Origin of the sequence: Rhodocytophaga rosea, from assembly GCF_010119975.1 — a bacterium.
GTDB lineage: Bacteria > Bacteroidota > Bacteroidia > Cytophagales > 172606-1 > Rhodocytophaga > Rhodocytophaga rosea.
In genome coordinates, this window is sequence record NZ_CP048222.1 from 6188690 (window position 1) to 6201086 (window position 12397).

General features: G+C 41.4%; 8 protein-coding genes. 4 read left to right on the plus strand and 4 right to left on the minus strand.

Annotation, left to right across the window (positions count from 1 at the left end; translation table 11 throughout):
• The first annotated feature begins 417 nt into the window (after positions 1–417).
• The 3 genes from GXP67_RS25620 to GXP67_RS25630 all read left to right on the plus strand — a co-directional run bounded on the left by GXP67_RS25620 (position 418) and on the right by GXP67_RS25630 (position 5331).
• A complete protein-coding gene (locus GXP67_RS25620) occupies positions 418–2358 on the plus strand; it encodes a PAS domain S-box protein (RefSeq protein ID WP_162445757.1) in 1941 nt (646 codons plus the stop codon).
• A gap of 26 nt (positions 2359–2384) precedes the next feature.
• Positions 2385–2939, plus strand: coding sequence for a YceI family protein (locus tag GXP67_RS25625; RefSeq protein WP_162445758.1), 555 nt, complete (start codon positions 2385–2387; stop codon positions 2937–2939).
• 523 nt (positions 2940–3462) lie between these two features.
• Positions 3463–5331: a hypothetical protein gene (locus tag GXP67_RS25630; protein ID WP_162445759.1), complete on the plus strand. Its 1869-nt coding sequence runs from the start codon at positions 3463–3465 to the stop codon at positions 5329–5331.
• Between the two features lie 212 nt (positions 5332–5543).
• On the opposite strand, the gene GXP67_RS25635 is transcribed toward GXP67_RS25630, so the two are convergent.
• From GXP67_RS25635 to GXP67_RS25650, 4 genes are all read right to left on the minus strand, one after another.
• Entirely contained in the window at positions 5544–5681 is a 138-nt protein-coding gene (locus GXP67_RS25635) for a hypothetical protein (RefSeq protein ID WP_162445760.1), read from the minus strand.
• A 15-nt stretch (positions 5682–5696) separates the two neighbouring features.
• A complete protein-coding gene (locus GXP67_RS25640) occupies positions 5697–6932 on the minus strand; it encodes a TlpA family protein disulfide reductase (RefSeq protein ID WP_197901567.1) in 1236 nt (411 codons plus the stop codon).
• Between the two features lie 84 nt (positions 6933–7016).
• The gene (locus GXP67_RS25645) at positions 7017–7964 is read right to left on the minus strand and encodes a hydroxypyruvate isomerase family protein (protein ID WP_162445761.1); all 948 of its coding nucleotides are present in this window, start codon (positions 7962–7964) and stop codon (positions 7017–7019) included.
• 98 nt (positions 7965–8062) lie between these two features.
• Positions 8063–11179, minus strand: a complete 3117-nt coding sequence (locus tag GXP67_RS25650; protein WP_162445762.1) for a PVC-type heme-binding CxxCH protein — start codon at positions 11177–11179, stop codon at positions 8063–8065.
• 125 nt (positions 11180–11304) lie between these two features.
• Between GXP67_RS25650 and GXP67_RS25655 the strand changes: the two genes are divergently transcribed.
• Positions 11305–12312, plus strand: coding sequence for an FAD:protein FMN transferase (locus GXP67_RS25655; protein WP_162445763.1), 1008 nt, complete (start codon positions 11305–11307; stop codon positions 12310–12312).
• Positions 12313–12397: the final 85 nt, after the last annotated feature.

Here is a 12397-nt window from a genome sequence, read left to right on the forward strand (position 1 = left end):
AAATTCCCTAACTGAATCTCCATTTTGGCTGTACCAGACAGAATATTCTATCCTATTCTTTTATAAGTACTTGCACATCTATTTATTTTCCCCTCACTAATAAAATCCTGGATGTAGGTTTTATGTATCGGTTCCTGATTTTAATACGTTGCTTGCCTTCTGGTTTATATTCTGTAAGACTTTGTTGTTTGATTGTGAGCACAATAAGTGTAAATAATTGGCAGTTGAATATGCTTTTATATAACCAGGTTTCCAGTTTGCTGATTTCTATCTACCCAAATCGAATTCTTTTACCTATAACCTGTGAAAGGTAAGATATTACATAAAATAACTACTCTCTGTTTTAATAGCTATTCCGAGATTTACAGCCATAAGCATATTTGATTTCCAGCTAATTTTTTCAACCTGCAATAAATTATGGGTAACGTTTTTACCTTATCGTTTTATTTTGACTTGGGCGTAGCAACAGCGACATCAAGATATACCCAGGAAAAAATTCGCTCAGCCAACCGCTTGGCTTTGACGATCAGTAGTATCTGTCTGCTTTGCGGCATATTTGCTTGTATCAGTTCAAGCAAACTGGGTGTTCTGCTAATGTGTGTGTCAGTTATATATGCTTCTTTACCATTGCTGCATTTACTGGGCGTAAGTACCCTTATGCGTTTATGTAGTGCGGTTGTTTTACCTCTGACAATATATGTAGTACATTCTTCCATAGCTACTTCTGTACAGATGCCACTTCCCGGATTCACCCTCATTCAATTAGCAGCCCTGCCTTTTCCCTGGATCTTATTCAGCTATAAAGAAAAAAGTAAACTATTGCCGGTGGTAGTAATGGTGGTATCCCTGCTTTTTCTGGCGCAACAGCCAGTAAATATACTCGGAATCAGCATGGACAAAAGCCTGCTGCTTAGTGCAGGATTCAATTATTTTACATATGGAGTAGCAATAGTATTGTTATGTACAGGGTTGTTTATGCTACAGCGGGAGAATCTGATTTTTCAGGCACAAAGCCAGCAAATGGCTTCAAGCATGCAAGGCCAGGAGGCAGCTTTCAAGGAAACCCAGGATAAACTCAATACTTATATAACAGAAATTGAGCAATCGCAGCAAGCCAATCAACAACGGCAATGGGCTTCAGATGGTATTGCCTTATTCGCTGAAATTTTACGCCGCCAGGATACTACTGACTTATACGATACGCTTATTGGCCAGTTAGTAAAATACCTGAAAGCAAACCAGGGTGGTTTGTTCCTGATAAAAGAAGAAGAGGGAAATAGTTTTCTGGAATTAAAAGCCTGCTATGCCTATGACCGTAAAAAGTATCATAAAAAACAGATACAAATCGGTGAAGGATTACTTGGGCAATGTATGCTTGAGCAGGATATTATTCATCTGACAGAAATTCCCAATGATTATATCAACATTACTTCGGGTTTAGGTAAAGCCAATCCCACTACTATTCTGATTCTGCCGCTCAAATCGAATGAGAGTATGGAAGGGATAATTGAACTGGCTTCGTTCCGCATTTTTGAGTCTTTTGAAATAGAATTTCTGGAGAAATTATGTGAAAGTATTGCTTCTTCGGTGGGTAGTGTAAAAATTCACCAGCGTACCAGGGAACTACTCGACCAGTTCCAGATGCAATCTGAAGAGATGCACGCCCAGAAAGAAGAAATGCGCCAGAATATTGAGGAACTCGAAGCTACTCAGGAAGAAATGCGCCGGATACAGGAACGCCTGCAACGTAAGGATGAAGAAAGCCAGCAAATGGTAGCAGAACTCACTGGCATCCGCAATGAACTGGAAACACAACTGACAGAAAAGTTGAGCGAAGCTGAAGGGCAGAAGGCACGCATGGAAGTGTTTCTCAAAACAGCTACTGATGCCATTCTTTTTATGGACGACCAGGCTTGTATAACGGCCTGCAATGCCGCTACTGAAACGATGTTCAGCTACAAAGCCGTGGACCTGACCGGCAAAAGTATCGCCCAGTTACTGCAATTACCAGCCGAAGCCAACCTGATACAACACTTGCAGGAAAATATCAAAACCAAACGTTCCAACTGGATAGAATATAATGGAAAAAATAAAATGTATGGCTCCATTATTCCGGTAGAACTTTGCCTCACAGAAGGACAGGTAAATGAAGAAACCATTTTTGTAATGATGATCCGGGATATTTCCAAACGCAAAAAGACAGACAACGAAGCGCAAAAAACCATTGGGAAATTCCAGGAACTGCAGAAAGCCATGCAGGAATCCCTGCAAAAAATGAATGCCCTTAAAGTGCAACTGAAAGAGAAAGAAGATTTGCTGGCATTGAAAGAAGAAGAAATCAAAACCCTGAAAAATTAATCTTTTACTAAACAATAAATCAAGTTATGGAACAATTAACACTGCTTGCTAAAAAATGGAAGATTGACGCCAATCACTCTGATATTACTTTTAAAGTAAAACATCTGGGGCTGGCTACCATTCGTGGTACTTTCTCTGAATATGAAGGAATCGTTACTCTGGAAGAGAAGGGTGGATTTCAGAATGCCAGAGTGGAAGTTACGATTCAGGCTGAAAGTATTACTACCGGTAATACCATGCGGGATAATCACCTGAAAACAGATGAATTTTTCGGATGTTATGCCTGGCCTACTATCACATTTGAAGGCAGTTCATTTACAAAGAAAAATGAAGCAGAGTATGAACTGAAAGGAATGCTCACGATGAAAGGGATTGCTAAAGAAATAACAATTGCAGCGTTGTTTGAAGGGATGCGAAAAGATCTGTGGGGAAATGAGGTAGTTGTTTTCAGTGTAAAAGGCAGCATCAACCGCTTCGATTTTGATATTAAATGGAATGAGTTGTTAGATGGAAATATTCCGGCCATCGGCAAAATGATCGACTTCGACATGAACATCGAACTGTTGCAGGAACACGAATAATTCTTACTATAAATACTGGTTTATCAAAAGGCTGCTTTACAAAGCAGCCTTTTTTCTTGTCAATAAAAATGTGTATAAAATTTATAAATAGCGGATTTACAGGCCATTAATTGTATGCACAGTTAGTAGTTCTTGGATAATAGAATGTAGCATAGTTCTTTAAACAGCATTATTTATATTATTAGATCTATTAAAATCCTGCTTGTTATTACATTTTTTACTTCGCAGATTGTCAGACAATTGAATCTTTTTTTAGCTATTTGCTGTACGGCACTCCGTTTATGTGCATCATTCCCATCAAATACAAACAAATAAGCAAACTTGCTTACATAAGTAATAATCGTCTGAAAATCAAGAGATGATATCCTGTTAACCCGCTTACTTTTAAACATTTCCGCACACATTTTATTTGTCGTATACTTTTGGTTATTCCCGTTTGTGAACAGAATCCAGCTGTTTGTCAAGGTTTTCCAATGGTAAATGATAAGAAGCCAGTTTCAAACATTTTACTAAATACTTATTTATGAAAAAAGTAATTTTATCTGCTTTTGCCTGTTGCCTGTATCTTTTTAGCCATGGACAGGTGGCCATCATGGAAAAAGATCATGAAATTTCCCGTAAATCTAACAAAGGTTACCTGGGGGCTGTTCAAGAAACGTCCAATGGCCAGTTTGATATGATTTACATTCTTCCCTCTTCCAAACGAAAAATCAAAACAGAAATTTATCATTTTGATAAAGATGCTAACCAGATTGGCGTTGATCGGACGGAAGAAGACGTTGAACTTGCCCGTAAAAGATGGAAATGGTTCACGTTTAAAGGTGATTTTTTTATGACCAATAATGTTTCTGCTTCCACCAATTATACCGGCGACCTGGTTTTTCGCCGCAAACGTATCACTGCCAAGTGGAACTGGTGGACAGGCCAGTATGAGAGAGATGTGGATATGCTGGATAAACTTAAACCCCGTACAGAAAGCGGGCGCAAATACAAATTTACCGGTGGTGCCTATGAAGTAGAACGCGACAGCACTATTCTGGTATTGGCTACTGACTTACAGGCTTCTATGGACAATAATAAAACTGTTTTTGATCTGTTGAAAGCAGATAATCAGTTAAATATTAAAGTCATGCAACGCATTGAATTTCCTTATTCTGTTCAGCTGGTGTATGCACAACCTCTTACCGATGAACAAAGTGAGAATATTCCCAACGATGACTTACCCCGCGACTGGGCATTGGTATATGCGCCGGTAGACCTGGGTGGAAAATGGGCCAAATCCAAGGATACCCGCACTTTTGAATACCTGCGGATTACTCCTGAAGGCAATATAAAAGAACGCTTTACATTTCAGGCTCCCTATTCCGGATGGCGTATTCTGGATGCCTATGAAAAAGACAATGCCGTATTACTTTATGGCCTTGGCACAGGAAAAGCTGATAAATACCTCAATAAATCTATTACATCTGCTCTGATTGCTACTACCAGCAACGATGCCACTGAACAGGCCGAAGCTACTAAATCTGCTGGTGGTATGCTGGGAGGTTTTAAAACAGTGGCTAATATGGCTTCTGGTCAGAATGAAGTTGGGGTTACCCAGGATAAGATTGACGAGCAGCTTGACCTGCTTACCTATAATTCGTTTGTAATGGCGAAACTACAGAATGGAGGAGCTATTATGAGCAAGGTAACTTCTATAGACGAGATGAACGAAAAAGCTACTTGTCCTCCGGATATGAAACGCCCTTCCAAATTCGATGGCAAAATGTTTAAAGTTTCGGGAGTAGATTTTCTGAGCGACAACAGCCTGATCATGAGCCTTCAGGATTTTAAGAAGAATAAATCCGGCGGACATCAGAATAAGTTGATGGGTACAATTATGGGGTATTCTGCTTCTCAAAGTGCCTCAGCCAGCCAGTATTTATTTAAAGATGTGTTTTTGCTGCACTTTAATAAAGAGGGTGACCTGGTGAAAAATTATACAGTCACTATTGACCAGAAGAATAAGAAAGGATTCTTTAATAACTCTCCCCTCACGGCTGATATGTTCCCGGCCAAGAGTTATGTATATGAAAGTCCCGATAAGAAAAAACTTACCTGGGTGATGCATATGGTAAAGGCAATTGATAAAAGCAGCAGTTCAGACTTCAATCCTTTTAATGGCCGCAGCAGCACTACTACTTATTTTAGTCCTTTATTCTCAATTGAGTACGGTAGCATTGATCTGGAGAAAAATAAAGCAAGTGATTTTAAAACACTGGGCGAAGATGAGAAGCGCAAATTTTATCTCTATCCACGCAATAATATGATGTCTACAACAGAGCATCTGTATTTCTTTAGCGAAACTACCAAGGGTGATAAAATGCTGATTTCCAGATTTAACCGCGAGTAATAATTTACTAAACTATAAGCAGTTTTCTGAACTATGAGAGGTTATATGTATATTATTAAACCATATGATTGATAATATTTTCAGAAGATTTTCCGGATAAATTGAATACTACTCAAATTTTACAAAAGGCTGCTTTCAAGCAGCTTTTTGTTTTATAGCCTAATGGTATGGATACAAATTTACCAGCCTCAAATGATGAAATCCCTTAGATATTATAACTGACAAAATAATTTCACTTGTTCCATCCAGTTTTCTCCTGATAGCAGAAGCATCATACCTTGCGGTGTAATTAAGATTTTTGATGGATACGCGGTAATAGAAAAATTTTTCTCAATACTTTCGTCAGCCATAGCTACCGGAAAGTTTTATCTGTTTTTATTCAGATAGGTTTTTACTTTTGTTTCCGTATCCTGGCAGGCAATGGTTAACAGCGCTATTTTATCTGAATGCTTGATTGAAATTTCCCTGTAAAATGCCTGCATTTGTGGCATTTCTTTCATACAGGGCTCACACCAGGTTCCCCAGAAATCGAGCAATACCCATTTTCCTTTCTGGGATTCAAGCGAAAAATCAACCGTATTTAGTTGTTTCATTGTAAATACAGGAGCTATTGGAAGGGCTTTTAACTGCTTTTTCCAGTATATGTCAAATGATTCCTGGCTTGCAAAATGCCCATTATAAAAATCTTTTAATCTGGTTAAATGAGTAGCATCAGACAGAGCAAGGGCAGTAAGAACTTTCAGTGCCTCATCAGTATTAAAACTTGTTTCCAGAAAAGCCAGATAATGTTCCTTAAAACCATCTGAATAGGCCGCAGTTCCAAGAAAAGAGATATCATATTCGTAACCAGGTTTGGCTGTTTTGTCTATGGCATCCGGACTGTATTCAGCCGCCGTTCTATAATATATCTCGGCTTCACCCATATTTCCTTTTCTTTTGTATTTGTCTCCCTGTAGAAAGTTGCTGTAGGCATATACGTATCTGTACCATGCCCTTTTCTGGTTATGAACTGCCTCTCCCGGTAATACATATTCTTTCAGTTGCGTTTGCAAACCTTTTATTGTTTGGGTCAGTAAAGAATGGGCCTGGGAGGCTAACTCGGGTTTAGGTTGAATGATCAGATAAATCAGCAATGAATACCTGGCCGTCCGGTTTTCATACCATTCATCGGTATTAAGCTGTGTATTAACAAATTCCTTAACCAATCTGCTTAATTCAGCCGGATTATTCTCATTTTCCTGAATATTTATCCACAGCACGATTGGTTCTAATGCCTGCAAAATCACCTGACTGGTATCCTGCATAAGTTTTTCGAGCAGTTTACGTTCTACTGCATTCGGCCGATTACCTATTAGTCCCTTACTGAATGATTGCGCATAAAAGGTATGAAACAAACTTCTCAAACTGTATGGACAAACTTTTGCCAGATTCCGGGCATGAGAAAGGGCTACGTCTTGTTTTTCTGGATTGTGGTATGCATGCAGAAATCCATTGAAGTATTTGAAATAGTCATAAGACTGGCATCCATCAGAGGGAGTTTGTGCATACAGGCTCACGTTAAACAGATATGTACTTAATAATAGAGCAACAGCAACTTTCATATACTGTAGACAATAATGTAAACCGATTGAAATAAAAATTGCCAGGCAACAACCTGGCAATTTCAACAACATTTAAACACGAACTTATACTTTAAAATTATCAGACTCCCGGTAAGCAGCAATCAGTGCTAATTCGCCTTCCTTGCCCTGGCCTGCATTTCCATGTTCCATGCCTAGTATGCCTTTAAAGCCTTTTTTATGAATATGGGCAAATACATTCTTATAATTGATCTCCCCGGTAGTAGGTTCTTTCCGGCCTGGTTCATCACCGATCTGTATATAGGCGATCTCATTCCAGGTCTGATCCATATTATATATCAGGCGGCCTTCATTTTTCTGCATATGGTAAATATCGAACAAGATTTTGCAGGAAGGACTATTTACGCCTTTGCAGATCATATAGGTCTGGTCAGAGTAGCGCAGGAAAAGATTAGGTGTATCGCTAAGGGGTTCCAGCACCATCACCAAGCCATGAGGTTCAAATATTTCCGCCCCTCTCTGAAGTGCTTCGATGACATGGCCGGTTTGTACCCCTAAAGGAATGTTTCTATCAAAATCGCCGGGCACTACAGTCATCCATTTGGCATTTACCCGTTTGGCCACTTCCACAGCCCGTTTGCAGCCATTGAGAAAAATGTCAACATATTCTTGTTTTCCGGCAGCCAGCGTATTCTGAGAATTTCCACCTTTATCTACCACAAAAACGCCCATGGTCATGCCGAGTTTAGCCAGGGTTTCTCCGATCTTTGTTTGCAATTCTACCGGGCGGCCCATCATTCCATTGTCTTCCAGCGCCATAAACCCATTATCGGCCATAAACTTCAGCTGATCAAGGGGGTCTTTTCCGGCATGGTTTTCAAACATGCCAAAATGAGGGGCATAATTAAGTTTGAATTTGGCAGCAGGCTGGGCAGGCGTAGCACCTTTCCCTTTTGGGGTTTTTTGAGATAATCCAGGAGTAGTAGCCAGACCTGCCAACGCTGTAGTTCCGGCGGCAAGGCTTGTTTTAACAAAAAAATCTCTGCGTTTCATGAAAGAGTATAGGTGTTTAAGATGAATTGAAAATTGAAAGTTGAAAATGGATAATTATACATATTTTCAATTGTCAATTATCCATTTTCATTTGGTAATTAGCTTGATTTTTTCAAAGAGGCAAGATATTCCACTAGGTCAACCAGCTCCTGTTCCGACATGGTTTGATGTAAGCCGGATGGCATGAGGGATGTTTCCATTTTCTGCATGGATACAATATCTTTCCGGCTCAGGCGGTTGCCAGTTCCGCCAGGCATGCGTATATCTACTTCATCTTCGGTCTGGCTGGCAATGATACCGGTAATAGAACTTCCGTCTTTCAACTTCAGTACATATCCTTCGTAGCCAAAACTGATACCAGCATCTGGTTGCAGGATAGAAAAATACTGGGCTTCTTTGGAAAGTTTGCTGCCGATCTCCGAGAGTTTAGGTCCGAAATCAATTCCTTCTCCGTTCACCTGATGACAGGTACTACAGGTCCGGGTAAACACAGTCTTTCCAGTTGTAACATCTCCTTTCATCGCTATGAGTTGATTGAGCGGAGGAAGTTTTTTATTATTGGAAGCAGCCATCTGAATATCCAGTACCTGCGCTGCGCCTTCCCGAATATCCTTCCGGTAGGCACTCATCAGGGTGCTGGCAGCGGCAGGCTTCAATTCATCTGGGAAATTCCCGCTTTTTACTACACCCAGCAGTCTTTCTTCACCACTCCATCCTCTTCCTAACGCCTGTACAGCCTCTTTGCGTAAGGCCAAAGGACGTTTGCTGTCCAATACGATAGATTCAATAAAATCCATGGATTCTTTGCTGTTAATTCTTCCTAAGGCCGTAAGTAAGGAAGTAATTGTTTTTTCGTCGGGTGAATTAAAAGTTTCCGTGATAAGCGAAGCACCGCCCTGGCGTAACAATAACCTGGCAGCATCTACGCCTAAGTTACCACTGTTTGATTTATCAACAGCCATTTTCAACAATTTAGGGTTTTGTTCTTTTAATGAAAAACGGCTAACCAGATCCAGGTATTCCTGTGTGCCTTCCACCGTAACTAATGCTTTGCCTAGTTCTGTTTTTACTTCTGGTGAACTTTCTACTTTCGCCGGATCGATATGTCGCAGGGCAAGCAAATTGATTTGTGCCTGAGATGGGCTGCTGCCTTTCAACATAGAGAGTAACACATCCTGTTTGGAAGCATCTTCCTGGAAATCGAATGCACGGAAATACCGGGGTCTTTCTGCTGGTGAAGTAGTTGGGTCAGAAGCCAGAGAGGCAAGCAAGGGAATGGCTTCTTTGCTACGCGAACGCCATACAATATCCCGGTTCGCCTGGTTTTTTAAGCCGCTTTCTCCGGTTTTCTGCCACCAGGTTGCAAAGAATTTGTCCCACTGTTTATCGGCAGCAATGCCTAAGGCTTCCAGGTACCAGCGGTCTTTTCCATCGTATTTGGTAGCCAGTTCAGTCCAGATAACAGGGGCTTCCGGAGAAGGATTATGGCGAAGCGCAATTAACACTTCCCGGCGTACCTGCGGATCTAAATCTTTAGATAATTGCTTGATATAAGACATAACATCCATTTTAGACTGGCGGGCAATACGCAATCCGGTAATCCGGATATCTGGATTGATGTCTTTCAAAGCAATGTCGATATATTTTTTCTCACGACCTGGAATTTTAGCAAGCAGCCACAGCGCACGGGCACGGAAACGGTCATTATCAGAAGCCCACAGTTTGAGCAATTCTTTTTCAGCTTTTTTACCCATACCATGCAGTTTTTCCCAGGCTAGATACCTTGTAGAAAGATTGGGGCTTTTTAGCGCTTCAATGGCTCCGGCAGCCGTACTTAAATCCATGGCTGGCACTTTATACGGCGTTTGCGGAGGCGCAACCCTAAAAATCCGTCCCCGATCCTGGTCGCCTGCCTGATGGCCTCCCACACCTGGGTCATACCAGTCAGAAATAATCAATGAACCATCCGGAGCCACACATACATCCGAGGGGCGGAACCACTGGTCACGGCCTTCCAGTACATTTACAATGGTGGCCTCATAGCCTGCTCCATTTTTGGTAACCGGATAGGAACGTACTACATTCGGACCAGCATCTGAATGTATCATCTGGTCCCAATAAATTTTGGGTAATAAACGGCCTTCATACACGATCATTCCGGTAGGAGAACCAGCGCCGGTCTGAAGTAGATTGGGTACTACGCCAGGGTCATTCAAATGCCAGTGTTTTTTAGGGATTTCAGTTTCCATATTAGTCCGGCTGGCTTGCCAAGCAGCACCTGTCATTTCATCGTGGTAGCCATAGTTGCCAAACTCCATTACATAGTTGATCCGGACCCCTTTATTTCCATCATCATCATTATCCGATTGCCATAAGGTGCCATAGGAATCTACTGCTACTTCATAATTATTTCGGAAATTGTGGCCTAATACTTCAAATTCGCTTCCATCGGGATTGCAGCGGAACACCATACCCTGGCGGTAGGGCTTGCCTTTGCCATTCACTTCATTACCATCTTTATCTTTTACCGGATTCCCTTTTCCATCTTGAATCTGGTCGCCGGCATTTCCAAAGTTGAAATACAGCTTTCCATCCGGACCAAACACCATCGCATGCACCGCATGATCATGCTGTTCGCCGCCTATACCGGTAAAAAATACTTCTTTATTGTCTGGCTTATCGTCGCCATTGGTATCCGTGAAAATAAAAATATTGGGGCTGCAGGATACAATTACTTTATTGCCCATTACCCATACACCCAGCGCAGCATTAATATCCGTTCCCTGGTAATATACTTTGCTGTTATCTGATTGTCCGTCTCCATTGGTATCTTCCAGAATCAGAATGCGGTCGCCTTCCGGTTTTACCTGGTTTTTTGGATTCAGTTTGGTACGATAATTATATGCCTCGCACACCCATACCCGGCCTTTGGCATCTACATCGATATTTGTCGGATTCACCAGGGTGGGTTCGGCAGCAAACAAAGTAGTTTCCAGACCTTCAGCCGTTTTTAAACCTGCTACAGCATATTTGGGATCATGCTTATCATCTTCAGGAAGATTCAGGTATACTTCTTTCCGGTAAGGCTGTGAATTAAATTTATCCTTGAAAGGCTTTTTCCAGGCTACTGTGGAGCCAACGACCAGTGCACCCATCAGCAAGATGCTTCCCCGTATGCCTGCCTGTTTGTTAGTAAATATTTTTTTCAGATTCATAGAAAGTAAAAGTATAGGTTTTATAATTTTTGCAGATACAAAAGAATTAATATGGTTTATCCGGTAAATTGCCCCTTAAATTAGTAAATTTTTGTTGTGGTTTTACATGTAAACAAGTTTTAATCGTGTTAAGCAAATTAACAGCGGTTAGTATTGGGTTGCTTCTGATGCTTGGCTGCCGTTCCTTTCCGGCTACTCAAACTCCTCATAAGCGCTATGAATTCACCCACCGGCAAATGGGCACCTTATTCCGCATCATTTTATATACTTCTGATTCTACCAAAGCAACGCTAGCCGCAGAACTTGCTTTTAACCGGATTGATCAGCTCAACGATATTCTGAGCGATTACAAAGAGGACAGCGAACTTAGCCGTTTGTCAATTAGCTCTGGCACAGGGAAGAAAATAAAAGTAAGCGATGATTTGTGGCAGGTATTGCAACAGTCTGTAGCCTTATCCCAGCAGACCAATGGTGCATTTGATATAACAGTTGGCCCTTATGTGCAACTCTGGCGCAGGGCAAGCAGGCAGCAGCAACTTCCTTCAGAGGAAGCTTTACAGAAGGCCAGTCAAAGTGTAGGGTACCAGTATATCAGATTTTATCCTGATGAGCAGATGGTGGAGATAACCAGACCAGGAATGCGCCTGGATGCTGGTGGCGTAGGGAAAGGATATGCAGTGGATGAAGCCATGAAAATATTGCAGCAGCAGGGTATTCAATCAGCTTTGGTAGATGGAGGAGGTAACATTCTGGTCAGCAAAGCGCCTCCCGGTAAAAAAGGATGGCAGGTAGAACTATCTTCCTCAGCGGGAAATATATCAGTAGAACTACAACAGACTGCGGTTGCTACTTCTGGTGATCTGTACCAGCATATTGAACTCGATGGCAAACGCTATTCACATATTCTCGATCCCAGAACAGGATTAGGGCTTACCAACCAGATTATGGTGACTATCCTTGCCAGAGATGGCATTACCGCAGATTTATATTCAACAGCCGTTAGTGTACTGGGTCCGCAACATGGTTTAGCACTAGTGGAGCGCACCAAACATGCGGCAGCAATCATTGCTGAGAAAACCAATGATACCATACAAACCTGGCAATCCAGACGGATGAGAAAATTAGTAAAATAGAGGTTAAAAACCATCCTCTTTCTGCACCCAACTCTATTGTTAGCAGAATTTTCGAGGAAAAATACCAGTTTCCGGGTATTTCATT